The sequence below is a fragment of the Kribbella sp. ALI-6-A genome (assembly GCF_001984195.1).
GTDB lineage: Bacteria > Actinomycetota > Actinomycetes > Propionibacteriales > Kribbellaceae > Kribbella.
The window spans coordinates 601,683-627,697 of sequence record NZ_MTQN01000011.1; the positions used below are offsets into that span (position 1 = coordinate 601,683).

The following is a 26,015-nucleotide window of genomic DNA, read 5'->3' on the forward strand; positions in this document are numbered from 1 at the left end:
CCGGCCGACCGATCGGTGCCGGCGGGATCTCGGGGGCGGATCCGGCGCCGACCGAACCTCGGCCGGGCCGGATCCGGCGCCGCTCAAACGTTCGCCGGCGTACCGATCGCCGCCAGGATCGGCGGCACCGCGTTGCGCAGTCCGGCCGCGTTCGGGTGCAGCGGCACGAGGCCGTTCGTCGTCGCGCTGGGGATCAGACCCTCGATCCATCGCGTCCCGGCCGGCTTGCACATGTCGTGGCCGACACTCGGCGTCGCCAGGTCGACGTACGTCGCTCCGTGCGCGTTCGCCTGCTCCGCCATCCGCACGTTCAACCGGGTCAGCGCCGCCTGCAGGTAGTCCGCGTCCACGCCCCAGACCGGGACGAACGGCCAGCAGCCGCCCTTCTTGATCCCCGTCGGGTAGCCGACCATCAGGATCTTCGCGTGCGGCGCCCGCTGCCGGATCCGCTCGATCACCGTGCCGTACGTCGGCGCGAAGGCGTCGATCTTCTGCGCGAGCCGGTCCACGCCGCCCGCGGTGTTGGTCGCCTTGCAGGAGGTCCCGATCCCCTGCGGCAACAGGTTCACGCACGAGAGCGCGAGCCCGACCAGGCCGATGTCGTTGCCGCCGATCCCGACCGAGACCACCGTGGTGTCCGCGCTGAGCGCGTCGTACTGCGGGGCCGCCGTGCCCGCGATGATGCCCGGCTGGGGGTTCGCGAAGTGGGCGGTCGTCGCGCCGCCGCAGGTCACGTCGCGGAACTTCGCCGGCTTCAACTGCTGCGCGATCAGCGACGCGTAGTTGACCGCCGAGCGCGCGCAGGTGAGCACCTCCTTGGCCGGCAGCACCAGCGAACCGGCGGCGAACGAGTCGCCCATCGCGACGTACACCAGGGGCGGGGGTGCGGCCGTGGCCGCCGGAGTGGTGACCGAGCCCCCGACGAGCAAGCCCGTCGCCGCGAGCATCGCGGCCGTTCGGGTCCGTACTGATCTCTTCTGCATGCCGCCGCCTTCAACGTTATGTGACTGGTCGGTAACAGGTCGTGCGGATCAGCATGAACATCACTCACCTTTTCGGCAAGGCCTGAAGGGCGAAAGAAATGCATCGCCTTGATTACGCTACTTCGGTATCGTAAAGTCATGACCAGAGGACGCCCCCGCGACACCGCGATCGACCGCAGGGTGCTGGCGGCCGCGGCGGAAGAGCTGCGGCAGGGCGGGTACGACGGCCTGTCGGTCGACCGCGTGGCCGAGCGCGCCGGCGTCGCCAAGACCACGCTGTACCGGCGGTGGGCGTCGAAGGCCGAGCTTGTCGTCGCGCTGATCGCCGACCTGCGCTCCGACGTCCCCTTCGAACCGACCGACGATCCGCGCCGCGACCTGACCGAGCTGGTCAGCGCGATCGCCGCCAATCTCACCGCGACCCCTACCAGCCTGATCGCCGACCTGGCCGCAGCGGCCGCCCGAGACCCGCGCGTCGGCGAGAGCGTCCGCGCGCTCTGGGCCGACCGGCATCGCGCCGTCACCGCGGTGGTCGCCAAGGCGCAGCAGACCGGACTCGTGCTCGACCACGTCGCGCCCGCCGTACTGGTCGATCAGCTGGTCGGCCCGCTGTACTACCGGCTCCTCGTCACCGGCGAGCCGCTCACGCCTGACTACGTGAGGACGCTCGTGCGCAGCGTCCTCGGCCCTGAGGAGCCGAGATGACCGTCACCGCCCACCGAAGTCCCGTACGCCGCCGGCTGCTGATCGGCCTCGGCGCTGTGCTCGTCCTGCTGACCGGCTACAGCGTCTACGCGATCGCCCGCCCGACCGTGCTCCGCACCGAACTGGAGATCGACGCCACGCCCGATCAGGTCTGGAGCGTGCTCGCCGACCGCGCCTCCTACCCCGACTGGAACCCGTTCATCGTCTCCTCGACCGGGGACCTCGTCGTCGGCAGCACGATCACCAACGTCCTGCGGGACACCAAAGGCAAGGAGACCGAATTCGCCCCGAAGCTGCTCGCGGTCGACCCGGGCCGCGAGCTGCGCTGGATCGGCAGGATCGGCCTCGGCGGCGTGTTCGACGGCGAGCACGCCTTCCGGATCGAGGCCCTTCCCGGCGGCCGCTCGAAGCTGATCCAGGAGGAGACCTTCCGCGGCGTCGCCGTGCCGTTCACCACCGGCATGCTGCGCGACACCATCGAGCCCCAGTTCCACGCGATGAACCGGGCGATCGCCGGGCGAATCGAGTTGAAGTTGCCGTAAGGGCAGCCTCTAGCGTCGTACTCGTCAGTCGATGGGAGGACGGGATGGGCTGGTCGATCGCGGAGGTCGCGAAGGCTTCGGGGGTGACCGCGCGGACGTTGCGGCACTACCACGCGATCGGGCTGCTGGAGCCGGCCCGGACCGCGCACAACGGACGGCGGTACTACGAGCAGGAGCAGCTCCTGCGGCTGCAGCGGATTCTGCTGCTGCGCGAGCTGGGGCTGGGGCTGGACGTGATCGCGGACGTGATCAGCCGGCAGAGCAGGCAGGACACGGTCGAGGTGCTCGCCAGGCATCGCGACTGGCTCGTCGAGGAGCAGCTCCGGCTGCGGCGACTGGTCCGGACCGTCGAACGCACCATCGAGAACATCGAGAAAGGAGGAGAGATGGCACCCGACAAGGTGTTCGAGGGCTTCGAGCACAATCCGTACGAGGCGGAGGCGCGGGAACGGTGGGGTGACGACGCCGTCGACGCGAGCTACCGCAAGATGCAGTCGTGGTCGGCCGACGACGCGGAGAAGGCCCGGACCGGCTACAGCCGCGTCCACGAGGAACTGGCCGCGTTGAAGGCCGCCGGCGCGCAGGTGGCCGACCAGCGCGTGCAGGACGTCGTCCAGCTGCACTTCGAGGTGACGAGCCTGTTCTGGACGCCGACCGCCGAGGCCTACCGCGGACTCGGGCAGTTGTACGTCGACGACGAGCGGTTCCGGCGCAACATCGGGTCCGGCGACGACTCGCTGGTCGAGTACCTGCGCGACGCGATGAACGTCTACGCGGACGCCCAGCTGTGAGCATCCCGGGGGGCTGCAGACCCCCGGGATAGGGTGACCGCGTGGTCGAGCCGCAACGTATCGAGCTGACCGAGGCGCAGACCTCGAAAGCCAGCCGGACCTACTGGGACTCCGCGGCGAGCGAGTACCTCGAAGAACACGGCGCCTTCCTCGGCGACGACCGCTTCGTCTGGTGCCCCGAAGGAGTCGACGAAGAACACGCTCAACTGCTCGGCCCGGTCCGCGGCAAGCGCGTCCTCGAGATCGGCTGCGGCGCCGCCCAGTGCGCCCGCTGGCTGACCGAGCAGGGCGCCCGGGCCGTTGCCTTCGACATCTCGGTCGAGCAGCTCCAGCTCGGCAAGGCCCTCGACCGCAAGACCGGTACGCCGGTCCGCACGGTCGCCGCCGACGCGACGGCGATCCCGTTCGCGAGCGAGACCTTCGACATCGCCTGCTCCGCCTTCGGCGCGCTCCCGTTCGTGGCCGACGCCGAAGCCGCGTTGCGCGAGATCGCCCGGACGCTGCGACCGCACGGCCTGCTGGTCTTCTCGGTCACCCATCCGATCCGCTGGAGCATGCCGGACGACCCGAGCCCGGCCGGCCTGCGGATCACCCAGTCCTACTTCGACCGGACGCCGTACGTCGAGGTCGACGAGCGCGGCGTCGCGGTCTACGCCGAGCACCACCGGACCACCGGCGACTGGATCCGCGCGATCACCGGCGCGGGCTTCGTCGTCGACGACCTGCTCGAACCGGAGTGGCCGGCCGGGCACGACCAGATCTGGGGCGGCTGGGGACCCGACCGCGGCCGCCTGGTCCCGGGCACCGCGATCTGGTCCGCCCACAAGGCCTGATCAGCTCGCCGACGGCTGGCGCGATCCGAGCCGCCGGCCGGGTCCGAGCCCACCGGCCGGCCGAGTCGGAACCGGCGGCCGGGCTCAGGCCGCGCGCCGGGCCTTCGGCCGCCGCCACAGGAACCCGGCGGCCGCGAGCAGCACCAGACCCAGGATCAGCGACAGCAACGGCACCCAGTAGCCGATCAGGTTCAGCTGCGAGGCCTTCTCCTGGTAACCACCTTCGGCCCGCCCGTCGACCTGCGCGCCCTCGACGTTCTTCTTCACCGTCGCCTCGTCGTACCCGATCGTCGCGTCCGTTGCGGTGATCTTGGCCTCGCCCTGGTAGTCGATCGTGGCGATCTGCTTCTCCTCGCCCTTGATGATCGCGCCGGTGACCGGCTCGATCCACAGCGTCCGGGTGTTCTGGTAGCTGCGCTGCACCTCGACCGACGGCCGGCCCTTGAGGTCGATCAGAGCGCCCGGCACCTTCAGCGGCGTCACCTGCGGCACCTCCGACTTCGGCACCTCCTGGACGAACTTGTAGACCTTGAGCCCGAGCAACTCGGTCTCGCCCTTGAACTCGATCGGGAAGGCCTTGCGCAGCGTGCTGTCCCAGAACGTGTAGGTCTTCTTCTGGGTGCCGAACGGGAACTTCAGCACCAGCCCCTCGTGCCCCTTGAAGACCGGGTCGCCGGGCCGCTTGCGGTCCTCGGGCTTCAGCGTCGTGGTGATGTACTCACCGCTGTTGTCCTTGCTCGGGTCGGGATCCCAGCGGACCGCCTCGCCGGTGTGCGCGTCGAGCACCACCCGCTCCTGCACGAAGCTGAGCGGCGCCTTCTCGTCGCGCTTGGCGTCGTCCTCGCTCGGGAACTCGTACGCCGGGTCGTCGTCGGTGACCACCGCGGTGTCGAAGACCACCACCTTGCGGTCCAGTGCCTTGCTGATCTTCTCGGCCGCGACCACGTCGCCGCGCACGGTCCGGGTCGAGGTCAGCGGCAGCCGCGTCTCCCGCTGCGTGGCCACCACGAACACCGTGCCGTCCTGCGTCGTCCTGGACGTGGTGTGCGCGACCTGGTCCGGCGGCGCGACCGCCAGCGTCGGATAGGCGTAGAACCTGGCCATCACGGCCACCCCGACGAAGAAGATTCCCAGTGCCAGCAGCACGATGCGACTGCGATTCCCCACAACAACCCCTCCCGGTCTGTCCGCGGGACGCTACCAGCGAGTAGCGTCCTTGAACAGGGATCGTTCGGGGTGGATCCGAACTGAGATATCGTCCCGCCCCATGAGGGGGAACCAGGGCACGCCGGCCCGCGGCCGCACGGCGCCCGACGCGGCAGTTCTGCGCGCCGCGATCATCGCCGTCGCGGTGGTCCAGGCGGTGGTGCTGGGCCTGCTCGCGCGCCGCGGCCACTGGCTCAGCGACGACCTCGAGTTCCTCGTGCAGGGCGGCCGGGGCTTCGCGCCGCGCCAGTTGCTGACGCCGCTGAACGATCACATCGCGCCGGGCCTGCGCTTCGTCTACGCGACGTTCGCCGAGCTCGCGCCGCTGAACTGGGACGTCACCGTCGGCTGGCGGGTTCTCCTGCAGGCGTTGGCGATCGTGCTGCTCGGCCTGCTCCTGTTGCGCCTGCTCGGCTCCAGCTGGTGGGTCCTGATCGGCACGGTCGTCTACGCGCTGACTTCGCTCAGCATGCCGTCGTTCATGTCGCTGTCCAGCGGCGTCAACAACCTGCCGGCCCACGTCTTCGGCCTGCTCCTGCTGCACGCGACCGTCGACTGGTCCGCCGGCCACCGTCGCCGAGCGGTTGCCTATGGCCCCCTTTCGTTGCTGATCTCCTTGGCCTGCTGGGAGAAGTCGGGCCTGGTCCTGGTCACCGCGCTGGCGCTGTCGCTCTACCTGCGCGAAGTCCCCCTGCGGCTGTGGCTGCGCCGGACCTGGCCGTACGCCGCCGCACTGACCGCCTCGGTTGTTGCCTTCGGCATCTTGTACGCCACGCACGGCAACCCGTCGGCGGGAGGGCTGCCGGGCTGGTCCGATCTGGTCGAGCTGGCGGGCCGGTCCTTCGCCGTACCGCTCGGCGCGCTCGTGGGCGGACCGTGGACCTGGAACCCGATGTCCGGAGTCTTCGGCCTCGCGGACGCGCCGGCCGTCGTACCGGTGCTCGGTGGGATCGTCGCGGCCGTCCTGCTGGTGACCGCGTGGCGCCGGGACCGGCGAGTGCTGCTGCTCTGGGCGGCGGTCGGCGTGTACACGGCGGTGACGCTGATGCTGGTGTCGTACGGACGGTTCGGGGTCTTCGGTGATGTCTTCACCGTGCACTACCACTACTGGTCCGACCTCTCGATCCCGCTCACGCTCGCCGTCGTGCTCACCGCGCGGTCGATGCCCGCGCTCCGCTTCGCGCCGTTCGTCGCCATCGGTGCGCTACTCGCCTGGACCGCGGGCGCGGTCGTCTCGATCGTGACGTTCGCGCAGTTGTGGGACGACAACCCGACCCGGCCGTACTTCAGCACGCTGCGCGCCGAGCTGGAGGCGGCCGGCCCGGCGGTGAATCTCTGGGACACCCAACTGCCCGGAACAGTGGCGGCGGTCGCGCTGGCCCGCGATCCGCGCCTCTCCCCCGTGCTCCGGACGGCCGGGATTCCCTTCCAGCTCCAGGCCTCGTCGAGTGAGCCGCGCATGGTCGACGAGACCGGCCGGATCCGCCCGGCGCAGCTGAGCGCCTGGGCCAAGGCCGTCATCCCACCCAAGGGCAAGAAGTTCTGCTCGGTGCACCTTCAGGGTGCCCACACGATCACCCTGCCGCTGCAGGCGACCACCACCGACCGCCCGACGGCCAACTGGTTCGCCAAGGTTGGCTACCTGAGCACCCGGGAGCACACCGTCGAGGTCGAACTGGTCGGCACGAACGGCCGAAGCGTCGCCGTACCGGCGTCGGCCACCGCGTGGCCGGCGGGACTGTCCAACACCTATCTCGGCCCGGCACCCGCGACCGACCTCGCCGCCGTCCGGATCCGGACCACCGACCCGAAAAGCAACCTCTGCATCGGCAGCGTCGAGATCGGCCTTCCGCAGGTGAGTCAATGAGACAGGTGACCGGATGAGACGGACACGCTTTCCCGCGCTGGACGGTCTGCGGGCCGTCGGGGCCCTCGCCGTGCTGACCACCCACGTCGGCTTCCACAGCGGCGCCTCTTTGAACGGGCCCTTCGCCGGCCTGCTGTCGCGGCTCGACGTGGGCGTGGCGATCTTCTTCGCGATCTCCGGCTTCCTGCTCTACCGCCCGTACGTCGTCGCCTGGTTCGGCGAGACCGAGCCGCCGCTGCTGCTGCCGTACCTGCGCAACCGGGCGCTGCGGATCCTGCCCGCGTTGTGGGTGGCCGTCGTGCTCGCAGCGCTGCTGGTCCCCCGCAAGGACGGCGTCACCTGGACGACGTACCTGCTGCACGCATCGTTGGGTCAGGTCTACGTCGACACTCCTGCCGCCGACGGGCTGACCCAGATGTGGAGCCTCGCGACGGAGGGCGCGTTCTACCTGCTGTTGCCGTTCCTGGCCCGGCTGCTGATCAGCTACGAGCGACCGACCCGCAAGGCCGTACGGCGCCGGCTGGCGGTGCTGACCTGCTTCACACTGCTCGGACCGATCTGGATGGCTGCCGTCAACGCGACCGGCAACCCGATCGCCGGGCTCTGGCTGCCCGGGTACCTCGGCTGGTTCGCGGTCGGCATGGGCTTCGCGCTCTGGCAGGTCGCCCGCAGCAGCGGACGGCTCGGGCCGTCCGCACTGGACACGCTGGCCACGATCCCCGGCACGATCTGGGCGGTCGCGGCCGCCCTACTGCTGATCGCGACCGGGCCGATCGCCGGCCCGTACGACCTGACGTCGTCGAGCCCCGGCCAGGCGTTCGTGAAGAACCTGCTCTACACCGCGATCGCCGCCTGTGTGGTGTTCCCGGCGATCATGCCGTCGACGCGGACCGCGGCCATCCTCGGCGGCCGGGTCGCGCACGTCGCGGGCGACATCTCGTTCGGCGTGTTCTGCTACCACCTGATCGTGCTGAGCCTGGTCGAGCAACTCTTCGGCGTGGATCCGTTCGAGGGCCACTTCGCGAAGCTGTTCTGGCCGACGCTGATCGGGTCGGCCGCAGTCGCCGCCGCGAGCTACTACCTGATGGAGCGCCCCATCATGCGGCTCGGCCGCCGGGACCGGTCGTACGACGTCTCGCCGGTCGGCCTGGACAGCACGGCCAGCGCGATGGCGAGCAGCACGGACCCCTGGACCACCCCGGAGGTCAGTCCGGCTCCGCCGTCCGGCCAGGGCTGAGCCGCGGCCACCGCAGTACCGAGCAGGACCGCGACGCACACCGCACCGATCAGGACGATCCTGCGGCCGTCCAGGTACCAGGCCAGCACTGCGGCAACGACCGTGACGGCCAGACCGATCCAGCCGGCCATGAAGGTGCCGGCGACCACCAGCAGGACCGTCGCGGGCCAGGGGCCGAGCCGCTGAGCTTCGCGCAGCCGGTGGCCGGAGTGCCTCGACCGGCGACGCGAGCAGATCGCGAGCCCGGCCACGAGGATCAGAGCGACCAGTCCGACGAGCAGCCCGGCGCGGTAGTCACGGTCGGGGACGAAGCGCGCGGTGACCTGCTGCTCGGGGCCGGCGGGCAGCAGCCAGCCCTGCTGCCATCCCCCGACCCTGATCGGTACCAGCTTGCGACCGGTGCCGTCGTAGGCCTCCCAGCCCTTGCTGAAGTTCTGCGCGACGGTCAGGACCGAGTCCTCCGTGGCGAGCGGAGCTTCCAGGGTCAGCTGGGACGGACTGGGCCGCCAGACGTTGACGCCCTGGGCCGCCGCGTTGGCAGGCGACGCCGCATCGGTCCTCGTCAGTTGCACCTCGACCGGCGTGAAGTCCTTGCTGGCAACGACATCCAGGGCGTGCCGGCCGGCCTGCAGCGGCACCGACGGCTGCTGGCACAGCGAGTACTTCACCGGTCGCCGCTGCAGCACGTCCCGGATCGTGGCGTCCACCTTGGTCGCGGCGGGCACGCCGTCGACGCGGACCGTCGGACCGAACCCACACACCGCACCGGTCGTGGCGTTGGGGTTGATCGGCTTGCGCAGGTCGTTCGCGCCCAGGATGCGCAGCTCCGCGACGCCGACCGGCAGCCGGCGGGACAGACCGGTCGCGGAGTCGACGTCGATCAGGTCCTGCGTCCCGGTGAAGGTCAGCTCGACCGTGCGGAACGCCGTGAACCGGTCGGGGAACGTCACGAACCCCTCCGGCGTCACCGGCAGCGTCGTCGGCGTACCGCCGTCGAAGCGGACCTCCACCTCGCTCGGCCGCGCCGCGGCCAGGTATGGGTCGCTCAGGAACTGCAGCCCCTGCAGCTTGCGGGCCTGCGGCAACTTCAACGTGAGGGTCGGACGCTCGTCCAGCGGCGCTGCCACCCAGCCCGTGCCGAGGTCCTGGTCGACCACCGCACCGGGCCGGCCTTCCGGCGCGGTGACCGCCCGCGAGGAGGCCGTCGCGGTGACCGAACCCGGCACCTCGAGCAGCCGCTCCAGCGAAGCGCCGTCCCGCGGCAACGCCGTTCCCTGCAGCTTGTACGACGCTGCGTCCGGCAGGTCGACGCTGCGATAGAGGCCGGTCGCCTCCTCCGAGTCCTTCGCGACACTCTGCCGGCACAACGGCCGTACGCCGGCGTGCAGGCAGGCCGACCGACCGATCTGCTCGTTGCGGAAGACCAGCGCGTCGGGCTGCTTCTGCAGTCCGCCCGGCACCGCGAGCCGGCTGACCGGAGCCAGCCCGGGCAGCACCACCTCGGCGATCGCGACGCCGTTCGGGTTCTTGCCGTCCGTCACGCCGACGCTCAGCCGCAGCCGCTGCGTGAAGCCGTCCGGCGCCGGGACGCTCTGCGGCCGGTCGGTGCCCTCGACCACTGTCGTCAGCGATCCCGCGTCGGTCTCCACCTGCAGCGTGCGGACCGGGTCGGTCGTAGGCGCCTGCAGCGAGAACTGCACCTTCAGGCCGGACACCTTGCGCGGCGCGGTGAAGTTCAGCTCCAGCCACTCGCCGCTGCTGCGCCCGAACGTTCCGGAGATCCAGCGCGTCGACGGATCGCCGTCGACAGCGGCGAACGGCCCGTTGCCCGGTCCGGTCCGCAGGGTCGCGTCGGCGTCGGCCGCTGACGACGAGGCACGCACGTCGGCGATCCCGCCGTCCCACACCCGAGTCGTCGGCTCGGACGGCGGGTCGAGCAGATAGTCGAGCGTCTTGCGGTTCAGCCGGCCGGGGTCGCTCGCGGTCATCACCGGCGAGTAGTTCTCGGCCGGGCGGCCGACGGACACCTCACGCCGTTGCAACCCGTCGGTCTGGACCAGCGGCAGGTCGAGTCCGGCAGCGGCAGCGTCCGGGCTCAGTACGGCCTCGCGGTTGCCACCCAGCGCGGTCAGCACCGACGGTACGTCCTCCGAGCCGCCGCGGACCGCGACGAGCTGGGACTGCGGGACCAGTCGGGCCGGGCTGACGTCCCCGACGTCGTAGATCTCCACACTCGGATACGGCAGCCGGGTCCGCTCGTCGAGCGTCATTCCGGGCGACTCGATCGAGCTTCCGGTCGCAGGGCCGAAGTACGCCGCCCGCGCGATGCCCGCCTCGGCCAGGCTCTCGTGCACCGCGATCGACGGACTCACCTGCGCGTCGTACCGCAGATCGTTGCGGACGACGACGTACCGGACTCCGGCGCGGGCCAGCGCCTGCTGCAGTGTCCGGTCGCCCACGCCGGAGCCGAGGCGGCGTTCCACCTCGTCCAGCCAGCGCGTCGTACCGGCTGAGCCGAGCGGTACGGCGTCGCGTACTGCCATCGGCCGCTTCAGCAACGCCTGGAACGGCTCGTCCTTCGTGGAGCCCCAGGTGAAGTCCGCGAACGACGCAGCCGGTACGACGAGCACGCTGCCGGTCGTCGGCTGGCTGTCGAGCCAGGACGCGGCTTCGTGCCAGTGTGCGGGGATCGCCTCGTAGCTCTCCGGCCTGGGCAGCTGCGCGAAGATCGCGGGAGTCGCCACGGACACGGCCAGGCACGCGGCGAGCGCGGGCACCAACTGGCGCTGCACGCCCTTCGCAGTCGCCCAGCCCGTCAGTCTGGTCAGCGCGTGCGCGGCCGCGAGGGCCAGGGGCAGCCGCACGACCAGCTCGAACTTATGGGTGTTGCGCAGCGCTGCGAGCGGCCCGTCGAGCAGCTCCTGCACCTGGCCGGACAGGGGTGAGCTGTGGTGGCCAAGTGTCAGCAGGAGCAGGCCGACGACGACCGAGAGCTGCAGAAAGCCCCTGTTCTTGAGCGACCCCATCGCCAACCCGACCAGGCCGAGCAGGGCGATCGCGGCGGTCGCGATGATCAGCGCCGGCTGCGTGACGAACAGCCAGCCGGCGGGCCAACTCGGTCCACCACCGGTGGCCAGGAAGTTGAGCCACTGCGACGTGCCGCGGAACGACTCGAAGATGCTGGCGGTGTTCGTCGTGGTCGCCGCGTTCTCGATCCAGTCCAGGAACGGCGGGCTGTACCGGCCGAGCAGCAGCAACGGCACCAGCCACCAGAACGACACCGCGACGATGCAGCCGAACCACGCGGCCATGATCTTCAGCGTCGACCGGTCCAGCCGGCGGGTCAGCAGCCACAGCGCGGGCAGCACCAGCGTGGCGCCGGTCGCGACCGCGTTCACTCCCCCGACCAGACCGAAGGCCACCGCCGACCAGCCGACCCGCCACCACCCGGAGCGGGCTCGCGGCGTCACCAGCGGCAGCAGCACCCAGGGCGCCATCGCGAGCGGCCAGACCTCGATCGACGTGATCGCGACCTCGCCCAGCATGCGTGGGCTCAGCGCGTACAGCAGCGCGACGGTGAAGCGCGCCCAGGGAGCGCCGTACCCGAGTGCTCCGGCGAGCTTCCAGACACCGACGAACGCCGTACAGAGGACCAGCGACCACCACAGCCGCTGAATCGCCCAGCCGGGCACGCTCACCGCGTCCAGCAGCCAGTGGAACGGCCCCATCGGGAGCAGGTAGCCGTACGCCTGGTTCTGCAGCTGGCCGAACGCGCCCTGCGGATCCCACAGGTGCAGCGCCCGTGCCAGAAAGGCACCCGGGTTGGCTGTGAGATCGAGCTTGGTGTCCGGCACGATCTTGCCCGGCGCCTGATGGAAGCACAGGGCGATCAGCAGCAGGCAGCCCAGGACAAGACGTGCTCGCCAGACCACCTGCTCCGGGCTGCCCGCCCTCAGTCGCTTGAGTGGTCCTCGCAGTAGGCCGCTCATGTCCGCCGCAGCACCAGGACGAGGTTCCAGGTCACGACCTCACGCACCCCGGGCACAGCCAGTACGCCGTACGCCCAGCGCGGGTGGTACCTCGGCACGGCGGCCACCAGCTCGGCCTCCGTGCACTGCCTGGCCCAGCGCAGCCCACCGGCAACGGTGATCGGGAAGAGCGACTCACCGAACTTGTTCTTCGGTGGGTGGCCCTGCTGCTTCTCGTACCGGCGCGCGGCCCGCTCACCGCCCAGGTAGTGCCAGGGCGCGGTCTCGTGACCGCCGTGCGGACCCCACCAGCCGGTGTAGGACAGGAAAACCGTGCCGCCGGGCTTGGTGACCCGGACCATCTCGTCGGCCATCAGCCACGGATCCGGTACGTGTTCCAGCACGTTCGAGGAGAAGCAGATGTCGACCTGCTGGTCGCCGATCGGCAGAGCCATCCCGCTGCCGAGCACGGTGCCCGGTGAGGGCTCGCCACGACCGCTGAGCTCGCCCAGGTCCGAGTCGATCGCGTAGTAGCGAGCACCGGCGGCCCGGAAGGCGTCGGCGAAGTAGCCGGGTCCTCCGCCCACGTCGAGCATCCGCGCACCGCGCAGCTCGACGTACGCCGAGAGCTGGCCGACCGAGTCGGCGGCGAGCGTTCCGTAGAAGGTGTCCGGGTCGCTCTGCTCGACCCCGAACGCCCGGAACAACCGCAGCGCGCGACGCACGTCGGCGGTCCACCTCACGGGGGTGTCAGGGCTCGAGATCGCAACGCGCACAGGCGGGACGATAACCGATCTCACGAGCTCTGGCGGACATCGTTACTCCCTGGTAACCTCGCCGCCCATTACCCGGGGGTAGCTACGTCGAGGGTGGGGGTTGCCGCGTGCGCGGACAGAGCGTGCTGTTGCTGAACTGGCGGGACACGACCAATCCGGAAGGTGGAGGCTCGGAGCGGTACGTGGAGGAGGTCGCACGAGGCCTTGCAGACATGGGCTGGCAGGTGACCGTGCTGTGCGCGGCGTACCCCGGCAGCCCGCGAGAGGCGCGGCGCCACGACGTGCGCTACCTCTACCGGGGCAGCAAGGTCACCGTGTACCTACAGGGCCTGCTGCACACGATGCTGCGCGGGCCGGACCGCGTGGTGGACGTACAGAACGGGCTGCCATTCTTTACCCGCCTCGTACGTCGTACCGGCGTCGTCGTGCTGGTCCACCACGTGCACCAGGAGCAGTGGCCGGTGGTGTACCCGGGTTGGCGCGGGCGGTTCGGGTGGTGGCTGGAGTCGCGGGTGGCACCGAAGCTCTACCGCGACTGCCGCTACGTCACGGTGTCCTCGGCCTCGCGGGACGAACTGGTCTCCCTGGGCGTCGACCGGACGCGGGTGGAGGTCGTGCACAACGGCACCGACCCGGCGCCGGCTCGGCAGGTTCCGCAGTCCGCCGTACCGACGGTCGTGTGCGTCGGGCGGATCGTGCCGCACAAGCAGGTCGAGCACGCGGTCGACGCCGTCGCCGCGGCCCGAGCCGTCTTGCCTGACGCGCGGCTCGTCGTCGTGGGCTCCGGCTGGTGGGAGGACTCACTGCGCGAGTACGTCACCGAGCGCGGACTGCAGGACGCCGTCGAGTTCCGCGGACACGTGAGCGAGGCCGACAAGCACGCGGCGTACGACGAAGCGTGGGTGCAAGCCCTGCCGAGCCTGAAGGAAGGCTGGGGGCTGGTGGTCGGCGAGGCCGCGGGTCACGGCGTACCGACGGTGGCGTATCGCAGTGCGGGCGGGCCGACCGAGTCCGTGCAGGACGGGGTGTCAGGGGTGCTGGTGGACGATCCCGCGGAGTTCAGCGAGACGATCACCGCGCTGTTGCTGGACGAGAGCCGGCGGCGGGCCCTGGCGGCCGGTGCGCTGGCAAGTGCCGGCACCTACACCTGGGCCGCCACGGCGAGCGCCTTCGACCGGGTCCTGACCGGCCGGCCGGCTCTCGAACGGCAGCGGACCTACTTGTTCCCGTAGGCGACGAGCGGTACGTCGGCCTGGCCCTGCGCCGCCTCCGGCGGCGGCTTGGCCGGGTCTTCCTGCACGTTCTTCACCACGCCGATCACCGCGGCCGACGCGATGCCCGCCCCCGCGAGCACCGCAATGACAGCACCGATCAAAGGTCCCATGAAACGTGTCCCCTCCTCGAAGTAAACCGAAGAGTAACAACGAGGCGCGGGCTCGGCTAGAGCCTGGAACGGACGCGTTGGACGGCGGGTAGGGCACTCAGCAGCGTCACCACCAGGACGGCGGCCGCGGCGATCCAGGCGGCGGCGACCAGAACGACGCGCCAGGGCGCGAAGTGCTGGGGAGCGGGTGTTCCGTCCAGGCGGAAGACGGTGACCGTCGTACCGGTGTACTCCTCGGTGAGCCGCGGGATCAGCTGCCGCGGAGGTGGACCACCGGCCTCCCGGTCGACCACGATCCAGCCGATCCCCTGGCGCAGCAACTCCGGCGACGGATCGGCACCGGACCGTACGGCGGTCCGCAGCGCGTTCGCGACCGCGGCAGCGCGCGGGTCCTCGCCGGCCAGCCGGTTGCCGCCGACGATCAGCTCGTCCGGCACCACGGCGGGTTTGTCGAAGTAACGGGGCATCGGGTCAAGCACCGGGCGGCGGGCGTTCCAGCTCGGTGCGCGGTAGGACTCGAAGGGCCAGGGCATCAGGTCGCCCGTGTGCGAGTCCGCGCCGAGCACCTGGCGGGCTCGTTCCCAGTCCGTGGGGTACTGCGAGACGCGGAAGCCTCCGCCGACCAACTGCGGCAGCGCGGCGATCGGCATGAGGACAGCCGTCGCTCCGACCAGCCAGGGCAATGGTGCGAAGCGCAGCAAGGCGGCGACCGCAGCGCCGAAGCCGACGGACTCCAGCAGCGCCAGCGGGCCCAGATAGCGCTGACCGTCCCGGAACAAGCCCGCTCCCGGGACATGAGCCACCAGCCACTCGAACGGCTGGGCGGCCACGACACCGGCCACCGCGATCACCAGTGCCACTCCGGCCGCAGTCACCAGCGCCAGTGCGAGTCGCTCACGCCGGCACCACAGGACGACGCCGACACAGGAGGCCAGCAGCATGGCGAACGCCAGCACGAGCGGGACCAGGTCACCGCGGCTCGCGGGGACGACGTTCGCGTTCCAGACTCCGCCGAGCGTCAGCAGACTCGGCACCGCTCCCCCGTATCCCTCGTCGCGCGCCGCGAAGGCCGGGACGGAAGCTGGGTCGGTCGTGGCGGCCGACGTACGGGCCAGGCCGGCGACAATCCAGGGCAGGTTGAGCAGGACGGCTCCGACCAGTGGGCCCGGTCTGCTGCCCCGCGGCCAGAGCAGGATGAGCGCGGCCACCAGCAGACCGACGATGCCACCGGACGCCGTCAGCGCGCAGAGTGCGGAGGCCAGGAGGAAGCCGACCCAACCCTCGCCCCGACGGAGACGGAGAGCTGAGCGAACCAGCCACGGCAGAGCGGCGTACCCGAGCAGGAGAGCCCAGGCGCCGAGGCGGAGGCGCTCGGCGACGAAGGGGTTCCACATGTAGAGCGTGGCCGCCGCGGCACCGGCCAGCGGTCCGCCGAGTCGCAGCTCACGCCACAGCGCCGTCAGGCCGAGACCGGCGAGCAGCGGTACGGCGACCAGGACCAGTTTGTTCAGCACCTCGCCGCCGGCCACCTCGTCGAGCAGCGCGACCACGACGTCGGAGGGAACTGCGCGCGGTAAGGCAGTTGTGACACCGAAGAGGTCACGCCGTAGCGTGAGGTCCGGCACGAAGACCAGGTCGTAGCCGACCACGTACCCCGGAGCGAGCAGCGGAGCGGTGATCAGCACAGTGAGCAGAACCGGCCAGGACCACGGCATCAGCCGGGCCAGCCGGTTGGTTCCCCCCTCCACGACCGCCTCCTAGCAGTACTGTTCCAGCGCAACCTACTCGCCGACCGACCAGCAGAACAGAAGTTTTATGACCTCAGAGACGACTCCAGACCAGCAGCAGCCGGCCGCACCCAGGCTGGCCTTCCTCCGCAGCGCCACCGTGGTCGCCGTCGGTATGGCCATCATGAACGTGGCCGCCTACGGTTTCACCCTGATTGCGGTCCACCGGCTGATCCCGGAGCAGTTCGGAGCCGTCACGGCCCTGCTCGGGCTGCTGCTGATCGGCAACGTCGCCTCCCTGGGGCTGCAGGCCTCCGGCGCCCGCCGGATCGCGACCCACACCGGTCCGGGCGAGGCCGCGCTGGCCGACAGCATGCTGAAGGCCGGTCGCCGCGCGGCGGTGGGCCTGACGGCGGTCTGCCTGGTCGCGACCCCGCTGATCATGTGGCTGCTGCACATCGACTCGATCGTCGCGGCCGTGATGGTCGCGCCGACGCTGGGTTTCCTCACGGTGATGGGTTCGCAGCTCGGCGTGCTGCAGGGCGGCAAGAACTGGACCGAGCTGGCGGCCGTCTACACGTCCACCGGTGTGGGCCGGTTGGTGTTCGGCGGCGGTGCGCTGTTCGTCCACCCGAGCGTGACGTCGGCGATGATCGGCCTCGCGATCGGCGCCGCCGTACCGGCGCTGCTGGGCACGTACCTGCTGCGCGGCTCGACCGGCGGCTCCGTCGAGCAGGTCAAGGAGGTGCTGCGCGAGACCGTGCACGGCACCCACACCCTGCTCGCGTTTTTTGTCATCGCGAACGCCGACGTGCTGCTCGCGCGCGGCCTGCTCGACAGCCGGGACAGCGGTTACTACGCGGCCGGCGTGATCGTGGCCAAGGCGTGCCTGTTCCTGCCGCAGTTCGTGATCGTGGTCGTCTTCCCGTCGCTGGCCACGAGTCCGGGCGACACCCTGCGTCTGCGCCGAGCCATTCAGGCCGTGGCCGCGCTGGGGGTGTGCACCGTGCTCGGCGCGCTGGTCCTGCCCGACCTCGTCGTCAAGATCGTCGGCGGCCCGGACTACGCCCCTGTCGGCCCGATCGCGTGGTTGTTCGCGCTGGCCGGTTCGTCGTACGCCGTACTGCAGCTGGTCGTGTACGCCGCGATCGCCCAGCAGGAGAAGCGCGCCGCGCTGCTGATCTGGGTCGGCCTGGTCAGCCTGGCGGTCGCCACGTTCGTCATCCTCGGCACCGAGATCGCCACCGGCATGACCGGCGTCAAGGTCCTCGTCGCGATGACCAGCACCTGCGCCCTGGCCCTCTCGATCGCGCTCGCTTCAGGCCTGCACCGCCAGAACACCACCGAAGCGGCCACCACCGACTGATGCGCATCTGCGTCCTCACGGTCAACCACGGCACCACCTCGTACGCCGAACTACTGCTGGCGTCGCTCCTGCACCACCACGACCGCGAGGACCTGGACATCGTCCTGCTCGACAACGCCTCCACCGACCTCGACCGGCTCAGTCGCTTCGAGTCGGTGGAGGTCGTGCAGACCGGCTACACGACCAGCCACACCCTCACCACCCACGGCGAGATCCTGCGCGACGCCGTACTGGCCCGGCCGGACCACGACGCGTACCTGTTCGTCGACTGCGACGTGTGCTTCGTCGCCGACGGAACCATCGACACGATGGCCGCGGACCTCGCCGCCGACCCAGCGGCCTTCGCCGTCCAGGCCCGCTGGCTGACACCCGACGGCGGCGAGCTGCCGCCGTCGGGCGAGGACTTCCACCCGATCTCCTACGTCCGCGAGTCCGTGCGCAGGTCACCGGACGCCGAGTGGTCCGACCCGATCGAGTACTCGCTCGAGCTCCAGCTCACGGACCGCGTGCACCCCTTCTGCGCCCTGCTTCGCAACGACGACGTCTTCCGGCGGACGGTCGAGGTGATCGGCCTGTCCCCCGCCGCCGTGCAGGCCGAGCGTGGCGGCAAGTGGTGGGACACGCTCGGCCTGCTGACGCAGGTGATGAAGACGCACGGCCGGCACTGGAACCTGTCCGCGCACGGCGTCATCCACTTCGGCAACGTCAGCTGGAGCTCGGACTGGGCGGCCGAGAAGGCGGCCGCCCGGGACCGGCTGCTAGCTGCCTACTCGTCAGCGGCAGGCTCACCAGAGGCTGGACTTGGCGAAGCGGCGCGCGAGGGTGTTGGCGACGACCAGTAGAACCAGACCGACCAGCGAGCGGAACAGACCGATCGCGGCCGCGTAGCTGAACTGCGGGATCTGGGAGACGAAGCCGAGCTTGTAGACGTAGGTGTCGATCACCTCCGAGGTCTGCAGGTTCAGCGGGTTCTGCAGCAGCAGGACCTTCTCGAAACCGACCGACATGATCGCGCCGATGTTGAGGATCAGCAGGATCACCGCGACCGGGCGGATCGCCGGCAGGTCGACGTGCCAGACCCGGCGCAGCCGCGAGGCGCCGTCGACGATCGCGGCCTCGTGCTGCTCGGGCGAGACGGCGGTCAGCGCGGCGAGATAGATGATCGCCGAGAAGCCCATCGTCTGCCACGCCGCCGACCAGACGTAGAGGTGCCGGAACCAGTCGGGATTGCTCAGCACCTCGATCGGCCCGATGCCGAGCAGCCCGAGGAACTGGTTCAGTACGCCGGTGTTCGGGTCGACCAGGACGACGATCAGGCCAACCACCACCACGGTCGAGATGAAGTGCGGCGCGTAGGTGATCATCTGCACCGATCGCCGGTACCAGCGCCGGCGGGCCAGGTTCAGCCCGAGGGCGAGCAAAATCGGCAGCGGGAACGTGACCAGAAGCTCGTAGCCGTGCAGCACCAGCGTGTTCTTGATCAGCCGCCAGAACTGGTACGACTCGACGAACCGCTCGAAGTGCTTCAGCCCGACCCAGCGACTGCCGAGGATTCCGTCGATGACGTTGTAGTCCTTGAACGCGATGATCGCGCCGTACATCGGCCAGTAGGCGAAGATCCCGAGCCAGATCAACGGCAGCGCGAGCATCGCGTACAGCTGCCAGTTCTTCTTCATCCGCGCCCCGAGCCCCAACGCGTGCTTGCGGGGCTTCGGAGTGGAGGTCGAGGTGGCGGCCCGGGGCCGCTCGACGGTTTCGACGGCCATGGCGTCAACCCTGCAGGGAGCCGACCATGGCTCCCTTGACGAAGTGCTTCTGGACAAAGGGATAGACCAGCAGCGGCGGGATGGTGGCGATCACGATCAGCGAGAACTTCAGCTGTTCCTGCAGTTCCTTCATCCGCAGCAGTTCCGCGACGTCCCGGACCTGCGAGGGATCGACGTTGCTCTGGACAAGGATCTGCCGCAGCACCAGCTGCAGCGGGAACAGGTGCTCGCTGGTCAGGTAGATCAGCGCGTTGAACCAGGAGTTCCACTGCGCGACCGCGTAGAACAGCAGGTTGACCGCGATGATCGGCTTGCTCAGCGGCAGCACCACCCGCCAGAAGAAGCCGATGTCACTGCACCCGTCGACCCGCGCCGACTCGGCCAGTTCCTCCGGGATCGTGGTCTGGAAGTACGTCCGGGTGATGATCACGTTCCACACCGCCATCGCGGTCGGCAGGATCATCGCCCAGCGAGTGTCCAGCAGACCGGTCCGGTCGACCACGAGGTAGTTCGGGATCAGGCCGCCGTTGAACATCATCGTGAACAGGAACAGCCCGAGGATCAGCCCCTTGCCGGGCAGGTCGCGGCGCGACAGCGGGTACGCCGCGAGCAGCGTCAGCGCGGTCGCCAGCAACGCACCGCCGATCGCGTAGACCACCGAGTTGCCGAAGCCGCGCACGATCCCGTCGTAGTCGAAGATCGACCGGAACGACTCCAGGCTCAGCCCGACCGGCCACAGCCAGACCTCGCCCGACTGGACGTTCCTGGGTTCGCTGAAGGCGGCGCTCAGCACGTACACCAACGGGTACAGGACCGCGAGCGAGAACAGCCCGAGCGCGGTGTAGTTGCAGATCAGCACGATCCGGTCGGCGCGGGTCTCCTTGACCGCGGCCGGCAGGTAGTCGTCGGACTCGCGTTCGGGTGCTGCCGGGGTCGTCGTCATCGCCGTCACCCCTGGAAGCTCTCGTAGGCGGCCTGCTGGATGTCGAGGTACGGCCGCAGCCCGATCTTGTCGAGCCGGCCCAGGTAGTCGTTCCACTGCCCGTCGTCGGCCGGGTCACCCTTGCCGGTGACGAAGCGAGCCATCGTCTGTACCACCTCACCGCTCAGGTCGAGACTGAGCGACGCGTCGAGCGCCGCCTGGTCGCCCTCGAGCGCGACCGGCGGGAACTGCTGCTCGATCGGCACCCGGTACGGGAAGTACCGGTCCCGGGTCTGCTCGTACAGCGGCTTCTCGAACGTCGGCTTTGTCGGGTCGACGCGCTCGGACAGGCGGAAGTCGCCGGAGCGGTAGTTGGGGTTGCGCTGCGCCCAGGTGTCCTTCGTCTTGTCCGGCGCCCACGTCCCGGAGATGCCGAACAGGGCCTGCTTGCCGCTGATCGCCTTGTCGCCGCGCTTGGCGAAGCTCCAGCTGCCGGGACCGGCGTACGCCGCCATCATCACCTCGAGGTCGAGCTGGAAGTCGGCCCAGCGCACCAGGAGATCCGGGCGGCGGCACTTGCGGGTGATCACCAGCCTCGGATCGAAGCCGGTGTAGTGGTCCCAGTTGGCCACCCGGAACCCGTCGGGGCCCTCCAGCGGCGGCAGGGCTTCGTAGTCGTGCCAGCGCGCGGTCGGGTCCTCCACGTCGACGTCCATCGCGCTGCCCCAGTAGTTGCCCTGGAACACGCCGAGCAGTGGGCCGTCCTTGTTGTTGCCGGCACGCTGCAACTGCTCGGCGGTCATGCTGAACGCGTCGCGGTTCAGCAGGCCTTCGGCGTACAGGGTCCTGAGGTACTTCAGCCCCTCGCGCCAGCCGTCCTGGGAGTACGCCGCGTTGACCTTGCCGCCGTCGACCACCAGCCAGGGAGAGGTCGGGTTGTAGAGGAAGGCGTTCATCACGAACTTGTCGACGGTGACCTGGTTGGTGCCGTCCTCCTTGTAGCCGACGAACGGCAGGGTCCGTCCACGACCGGCCGGGTCGGCCTTCTTGAACGCCCGCAGCACCTCGCGGAACTCGTCGGTGGTCTTCGGCATCGCCAGTCCGACCTGCTTGAGCCAGCGGGTGTTGATCCAGGTCCGCGACTTGCCGGCCCGGCAGTGGTAGCAGTCGTTGAAGGACGGGTAGACGTACACGTTGCCGTCCGGGGACGTCGCCAGCTTCTTGGCCAGCGGGTAGTCACGAAACATCTGCTGCAGGTTCGGCGCGTACTTGTCCGTGTACGGCGTTTGGTCGACGAACAGGTTCTGCGCGCCGTACAGGTAGAGCTGGGACTTGCTGAAGTTCACGCCCATGAACGCGTCCGGGATGTCGCCGGCCGCGATCATCGCGTTGACCTTGATCGTCACGTCCTCGTCGGCGCCGGCGATCTGGCGGAACTCGATGGTGATCCCGGTCCGCTGCTCGAGCCACTTGGTGAACTTGTTCTTCGCCCAGTCCCCGACGGTCAGGTCCTGCGGCACCACGACGACGAACTTCGTCGGCTCGGTGACGATCGGCCCGAGCTTGCGGGCGACCGGACCGACGTATCCGTCCGGGTACGGGATGCCGCCGAGCTTCGGCCCGGGCGTGGCCGGTGGCGCCGCGAGACTCTCCGGACTCGCTCCGACCGCCTCGTCCGGGCCGCAGCCGCTGAGCAGCCCGCTGGTGGTCGCCGCGGTCAGCCCCGCCGCGCCGGCGACGAACGTGCGCCGCCGGATCCTGCCTGTCCTCACTGCTGGTTGCATGCTGCCTCCCAGACGGTTCATATGAGATATCCGATAGGATCCAGGATTGTTGAGACGTGAGGATGGCACAGATCCCGTCGGGCCGGAAGCCCTCGGCGTCACGATCAGCTGATCTCTGCTGACTGTCGGCGACTTTCGCTGAACCGCTTTTGTTTGCGTCGCCCGCTTCAGCTTTCTTGCGTCAAGTAACCCGGACCTGACTAGGGTCGGGGGTATGACGACGCCGAAGTTCATCCTCGCCCTGCGCGAGAAGATCGGTCACGATCTGTTGTGGATGCCTGGAATCACCGCCGTGGTGCTGGACGAGCACGAGCAACTCCTGCTCGTCCGCCGCGCCGACGACGGCCGCTGGAGCCTCCCGGCCGGCATTCTCGAACCAGGCGAGCAGCCCGCGGTGGCGATCGTCCGCGAGATCCACGAGGAGACCGCGGTGCACGCGGTGGTCGACCGGCTGGTCCGCGTCGAGTCGCTGCCGCCGTCGACGTACCCGAACGGCGATCAGGTCCAGTACCTCGACCTCTGCTTCCGCTGCCACCCGGTCGGCGGCACCCCGCGCGTCAACGACGACGAGTCCCTCGAGGTCGGCTGGTTTCCCCTCGCCGACCACCCGGCACTCCACCCGCGCGATGAAGTCTGCATCGCCGACGCCCTCGCGGACAATCCGGCGCCGTTCCTCGTCACGTCCTGACGCGCTCGTCCTTCAAGGGAAGGACCAGCACCGCGCCCAGTACCAGCACCGTGCTCAACGCGACGACGTTGAGCGGCACGTCACTGCCGGAGTACATGTGCAGGTGCTGCAGGTGATAGGCGAAGTGCAGTGCGTTGAAGACCGTCCAGGCTGTCGCCGTCAGCCGGACGACGGTGGTGTCCGCCGCCTTCCAGATCGCGAAGACGGTGAGCGCCGCCAGCCCGAGGTACATCGCGCCGACGTCCTTCACCAGATGCTGGTTGTAGGGCCCGAGCACCGGCAGCCAGTGATGCCCGAACCCGGGAAACGTCCGGTACCAGTGCTCGGAGGCGAAGTAGGCCCAGCCACCGACCCCCAGCCCGGACAACGCCAGCAACCCCAGCAGCACCACTCGAACAGATCTCGTCATACCCCGGAGGACACGGCCCACCGCCCCGAACGTGACATCGGACGCCCACTCCCCTCGCCGACCCCCCGGCGCCGCTGCTCGTCACCAGCTGACGGCTACCGCCGAAGCGCCTGCTGAAGCCCGCGCAACCAACGCTCCGACGCGGAGGGCTCGTGGGCGAGCCGATCGGCCAGCCGCCGGCGGATCACAACACCGTCGGGCAGGTTGTACAGGCTGTCGAGCGCGCCCGTCCGCAGGGGCCTGGAGCCCCTGCGGACAGTCTGGTGCGGTCAGTGGGCGGCTTCGTGCCAGGTGCGGCCGACGCCGACCGAGACGTCCAGCGGCACGGCCATTTCCACGGCGGCGCCCATGTCGCGGCGGACCAGCTCCTCCAGCGCTTCGCGTTCGCCGGGGGCGATCTCGAAGACCAGTTCGTCGTGGACCTGGAGCAGCATCCGGGACTTCAGGCCGGAGGCGCGCAGCGAGGCGTCGACCTTCAGCATCGCCATCTTGATCACGTCGGCGGCCGAGCCCTGGATCGGGGCGTTCAACGCCATCCGCTCGGCCATCTCGCGGCGCTGGCGATTGTCGCTGGTCAGGTCGGGCAGGTAGCGGCGGCGGCCGAGAAGGGTCTCGGTGTAGCCGCTCTTGCCGGCCTCGAGCACGATGCTGCGCAGGTAGTCGCGCACGCCACCGAAGCGCTCGAAGTACTCGTCCATCAGGCCCTTGGCCTCGTCCACGCCGATCTTCAGCTGCTGGCTCAGCCCGTACGCCGACAGGCCGTAGGCCAGGCCGTAGTTCATCGCCTTGATCTTGGCGCGCTGCTCCTGCGTGACGTCGCCGGCCTCGACCGAGAACACCCGCGCGGCGGTGACCGAGTGGAAGTCCTCGCCGGAGTTGAACGCCGAGATCAGCCCCTCGTCCTCCGACACGTGCGCCATGATCCGCATCTCGATCTGGCTGTAGTCGGCCGACATCAGCGCCTCGTAGCCCTCGCCGACCACGAACGCCTCGCGGATCCGCCGGCCCTCCTCGGTCCGGATCGGGATGTTCTGCAGGTTCGGGTCGGTCGAGCTGAGCCGCCCGGTCGCCGCGATCGTCTGGTTGAACGTGGTGTGGATCCGGGCGTCGCGCGGGCTGATCGTCTTCAGCAGCCCCTCGACGGTCTGCCGCAGCCGGGTCGCGTCGCGATGCGCCAGCAGATAGGCCAGGAAAGGGTGCTCGGTCTTCTCGAACAGCGACTGCAGCGAGTCGGCGTCGGTCGTGTACCCGGTTTTGGTGCGCTTGGTCTTCGGCATCTGCAGCTCGTCGAACAGCACCACCTGCAGCTGCTTCGGCGACCCCAGGTTGATCTCCTTGCCGATCACCTCGTACGCCGAGGCGGCGGCGTCGCGCACGCCGGTGGCGAACCGTTCCTCGAGCTGCTCCAGGTACGGCCGGTCGACCGCGATGCCGTCGCGCTCCATCGCGGCGATCACGTCGATCAGCGGCAGCTCGACGTCGGCCAGCAACCGCGTGCCGGCCTGCTTGTCCAGCTCGGCGTCGAGCGTGTCGGCCAGGTCGGCGATCGCCCGGGCGCGCAGCATCGTCGCGTCGGCGGCCGGACCGCCCTCGACGTCGTCGAAGCTGAGCTGCCCGTTGTCGGCCTCCTCGGCGCGCAGCTCGCGCTTGAGGTACCGCACGGTCAGGTCGGACAGGTCGTAGGACCGCTGGTCCGGACGCGCCAGGTACGCGCTCAGCTGGGTGTCGGACGTCAGCCCGCCCAGCGTCCAGCCGCGCTCGAGGAACCCGAGCAGCGGCCCCTTCGCGTCGTGCAGCGCCTTGGGCTGGTCGGGGTCGGCCAGCCACGCCTGCCAGGCCGCGTCGTCGTCCGGCGTCAGGGCCGCGGGGTCGAACCAGGCCGCGGCACCCGTCGCGGTCGCCAGCGCGAGCCCGGTGATCTCACCGGTCCCCCGGCCCCAGCTGCCCTGGACCGCGACGCCGGTGCGCGCACCGGTCGACACGTGCTCCTTGATCCAGGCCGCGACCTCGCCCGGCTTCAGCTGCGTGCCCTCGAGGTCGAAGCCGTCCTCGATCGTCTCCTCGACCTGCTCGTGCTCGGCGACCAGCCGCTCGCGCAGCACCCGGAACTCCAGGCTGTCGAACAGCGTGTGCACCTTCTCGCGGTCCCACGGGTGCCGGACCAGGTCGTCGACCGAGACGTCCAGCGTCAGGTCACGGACCAGCTCGTTGATCTGCCGGTTGCGGATCACGTCGGACAGGTGCTCGCGCAGCGACTCACCGGCCTTGCCCTTGATCTCGTTCACCCGGTCGATCAGGTCGTTCAGCGAACCGAACTGGTTCAGCCACTTCGCGGCGGTCTTGGCGCCCACGCCCGGTACGCCGGGCAGGTTGTCGCTCTTCTCGCCGACCAGCGCGGCCAGGTCGGGATACAGCCGCGGGGGGATGCCGTACTTCTCTTCGACCGCGGCCGGGTCCATCCGGGCGATCTCGGACACACCGCGCTTGGGGTACAGCACGGTGATGTTGTCGTTGATCAGCTGGAAGGCGTCGCGGTCCCCGGAGCTGATCAGCACCTCGAAGCCCTGCTCGTCGGCCTGGGTGGCCAGCGTCGCGATGACGTCGTCGGCCTCCCAGCCGTCGATCTCGGTGGTCGGGACGCGCAGCGCCTCCAGCACCTCCTTGACCAGCGAGACCTGTCCCTTGAACTCGTCCGGCGACTTCGACCGGCCGGCCTTGTACTCGGTGTACTGCTCGGAGCGGAAGGTCTTGCGGGACACGTCGAACGCGACGCAGATGTGCGTCGGCTGCTCGTCGCGCAGCATGTTGATCAGCATCGAGGTGAACCCGTACACCGCGTTGGTGTGCTGACCTGTGGTGGTGGAGAAGTTCTCCACCGGCAGCGCGAAGAACGCCCGGTACGCGAGCGAGTGCCCGTCCAGCAGCAGGATCCGCGGCCGGGGCGAGTCGCCCACGACGGGGTCCTTGGTCGTCGTCGAGGTGTCGGTTTCTGGAGCCACACAGAGACTCTAGTGGTTGGCGCCGACAGTTCTGTCACGACCGGCGAAGGTAGTCTGCGCGG

The 26,015-nt window shown here is 69.8% G+C and carries 20 protein-coding genes and 1 pseudogene; 10 read left to right on the forward strand and 11 right to left on the reverse strand.

Annotation, left to right across the window (positions count from 1 at the left end; genetic code table 11):
• Positions 1-83 precede the first annotated feature (83 nt).
• Positions 84-983, reverse strand: a complete 900-nt coding sequence (locus BWI15_RS23380) for an SGNH/GDSL hydrolase family protein (protein ID WP_193432184.1) — start codon at positions 981-983, stop codon at positions 84-86.
• 138 nt (positions 984-1,121) lie between these two features.
• Between BWI15_RS23380 and BWI15_RS23385 the strand changes: the two genes are divergently transcribed.
• From BWI15_RS23385 to BWI15_RS23400, 4 genes are read left to right on the forward strand one after another with little or no spacing between them, the layout of a single operon-like run.
• Complete coding sequence (locus BWI15_RS23385) at positions 1,122-1,688, forward strand: TetR/AcrR family transcriptional regulator (protein WP_077016600.1); 567 nt, start codon at positions 1,122-1,124, stop codon at positions 1,686-1,688.
• Positions 1,685-2,230, forward strand: coding sequence for an SRPBCC domain-containing protein (locus BWI15_RS23390; protein WP_077016601.1), 546 nt, complete (start codon positions 1,685-1,687; stop codon positions 2,228-2,230). The genes BWI15_RS23385 and BWI15_RS23390 overlap by 4 nt, the downstream gene beginning before the upstream one ends.
• 44 nt (positions 2,231-2,274) lie before the next feature.
• A complete protein-coding gene (locus tag BWI15_RS23395) occupies positions 2,275-3,021 on the forward strand; it encodes a MerR family transcriptional regulator (RefSeq protein WP_077016602.1) in 747 nt (248 codons plus the stop codon).
• 41 nt (positions 3,022-3,062) lie between these two features.
• Entirely contained in the window at positions 3,063-3,854 is a 792-nt protein-coding gene (locus BWI15_RS23400) for a methyltransferase domain-containing protein (protein ID WP_077016603.1), read from the forward strand.
• Between the two features lie 84 nt (positions 3,855-3,938).
• Here the strand turns inward: BWI15_RS23400 and BWI15_RS23405 are convergent, their stop codons facing one another.
• Positions 3,939-5,021, reverse strand: a complete 1,083-nt coding sequence (locus tag BWI15_RS23405) for a DUF3068 domain-containing protein (RefSeq protein ID WP_083750954.1) — start codon at positions 5,019-5,021, stop codon at positions 3,939-3,941.
• 100 nt (positions 5,022-5,121) lie between these two features.
• Here BWI15_RS23405 and BWI15_RS23410 point away from each other — a divergent pair, with 100 nt between their 5' ends.
• Both BWI15_RS23410 and BWI15_RS40165 read left to right on the forward strand, forming a co-directional pair.
• Positions 5,122-6,927 (forward strand): hypothetical protein, encoded by a 1,806-nt coding sequence (locus tag BWI15_RS23410; RefSeq protein WP_077016604.1) that lies wholly within the window; start codon positions 5,122-5,124, stop codon positions 6,925-6,927.
• A gap of 13 nt (positions 6,928-6,940) precedes the next feature.
• A pseudogene (locus BWI15_RS40165) lies at positions 6,941-7,951 on the forward strand (acyltransferase family protein); the annotation flags it as partial.
• Positions 7,952-8,004: 53 nt separating this feature from the next.
• Here BWI15_RS40165 and BWI15_RS23420 read toward each other — a convergent pair.
• Positions 8,005-12,153: an alpha-(1->3)-arabinofuranosyltransferase gene (locus tag BWI15_RS23420; RefSeq protein ID WP_077016606.1), complete on the reverse strand. Its 4,149-nt coding sequence runs from the start codon at positions 12,151-12,153 to the stop codon at positions 8,005-8,007.
• On the reverse strand, positions 12,150-12,857 hold the full coding sequence (locus BWI15_RS23425; protein WP_237771422.1) for a class I SAM-dependent methyltransferase: 708 nt from the start codon (positions 12,855-12,857) through the stop codon (positions 12,150-12,152). Before BWI15_RS23425 ends, BWI15_RS23420 begins: the two co-directional genes overlap by 4 nt.
• A 158-nt stretch (positions 12,858-13,015) precedes the next feature.
• On the opposite strand from BWI15_RS23425, the gene BWI15_RS23430 reads away from it, so the two are divergent.
• A complete protein-coding gene (locus tag BWI15_RS23430; protein ID WP_237771423.1) occupies positions 13,016-14,140 on the forward strand; it encodes a glycosyltransferase family 4 protein in 1,125 nt (374 codons plus the stop codon).
• Here the strand turns inward: BWI15_RS23430 and BWI15_RS38895 are convergent.
• Together BWI15_RS38895 and BWI15_RS23435 are read right to left on the reverse strand one after the other, a co-directional pair.
• Positions 14,125-14,292, reverse strand: a complete 168-nt coding sequence (locus BWI15_RS38895) for a DUF2613 family protein (protein WP_143465784.1) — start codon at positions 14,290-14,292, stop codon at positions 14,125-14,127. The two genes, BWI15_RS23430 and BWI15_RS38895, sit on opposite strands and share 16 nt — an antisense overlap.
• Before the next feature lie 56 nt (positions 14,293-14,348).
• The gene (locus BWI15_RS23435) at positions 14,349-16,040 is read right to left on the reverse strand and encodes a hypothetical protein (protein ID WP_077016608.1); all 1,692 of its coding nucleotides are present in this window, start codon (positions 16,038-16,040) and stop codon (positions 14,349-14,351) included.
• A gap of 67 nt (positions 16,041-16,107) precedes the next feature.
• Here BWI15_RS23435 and BWI15_RS23440 point away from each other — a divergent pair, with 67 nt between their 5' ends.
• Both BWI15_RS23440 and BWI15_RS23445 read left to right on the forward strand, forming a co-directional pair.
• On the forward strand, positions 16,108-17,385 hold the full coding sequence (locus BWI15_RS23440; protein WP_077016609.1) for a polysaccharide biosynthesis protein: 1,278 nt from the start codon (positions 16,108-16,110) through the stop codon (positions 17,383-17,385).
• Positions 17,385-18,227 (forward strand): hypothetical protein, encoded by an 843-nt coding sequence (locus tag BWI15_RS23445; protein ID WP_077016610.1) that lies wholly within the window; start codon positions 17,385-17,387, stop codon positions 18,225-18,227. Before BWI15_RS23440 ends, BWI15_RS23445 begins: the two co-directional genes overlap by 1 nt.
• Here the strand turns inward: BWI15_RS23445 and BWI15_RS23450 are convergent.
• From BWI15_RS23450 to BWI15_RS23460, 3 genes are read right to left on the reverse strand one after another with little or no spacing between them, the layout of a single operon-like run.
• Positions 18,171-19,151, reverse strand: a complete 981-nt coding sequence (locus BWI15_RS23450; RefSeq protein ID WP_077016611.1) for an ABC transporter permease — start codon at positions 19,149-19,151, stop codon at positions 18,171-18,173. The genes BWI15_RS23445 and BWI15_RS23450 overlap by 57 nt on opposite strands.
• Positions 19,152-19,155: 4 nt before the next feature.
• Positions 19,156-20,094, reverse strand: coding sequence for a carbohydrate ABC transporter permease (locus tag BWI15_RS23455; RefSeq protein ID WP_077016612.1), 939 nt, complete (start codon positions 20,092-20,094; stop codon positions 19,156-19,158).
• Between the two features lie 5 nt (positions 20,095-20,099).
• The gene (locus tag BWI15_RS23460) at positions 20,100-21,857 is read right to left on the reverse strand and encodes an extracellular solute-binding protein (RefSeq protein ID WP_168197361.1); all 1,758 of its coding nucleotides are present in this window, start codon (positions 21,855-21,857) and stop codon (positions 20,100-20,102) included.
• Between the two features lie 214 nt (positions 21,858-22,071).
• Between BWI15_RS23460 and BWI15_RS23465 the strand changes: the two genes are divergently transcribed.
• Positions 22,072-22,545: an NUDIX hydrolase gene (locus BWI15_RS23465; protein WP_077016614.1), complete on the forward strand. Its 474-nt coding sequence runs from the start codon at positions 22,072-22,074 to the stop codon at positions 22,543-22,545.
• On the opposite strand, the gene BWI15_RS23470 is transcribed toward BWI15_RS23465, so the two are convergent.
• Together BWI15_RS23470 and polA are read right to left on the reverse strand one after the other, a co-directional pair.
• Entirely contained in the window at positions 22,535-22,954 is a 420-nt protein-coding gene (locus BWI15_RS23470; protein WP_077016615.1) for a hypothetical protein, read from the reverse strand. The genes BWI15_RS23465 and BWI15_RS23470 overlap by 11 nt on opposite strands.
• 269 nt (positions 22,955-23,223) lie before the next feature.
• Complete coding sequence (polA, locus tag BWI15_RS23475) at positions 23,224-25,953, reverse strand: DNA polymerase I (RefSeq protein WP_237771424.1); 2,730 nt, start codon at positions 25,951-25,953, stop codon at positions 23,224-23,226.
• Positions 25,954-26,015 lie beyond the last annotated feature (62 nt).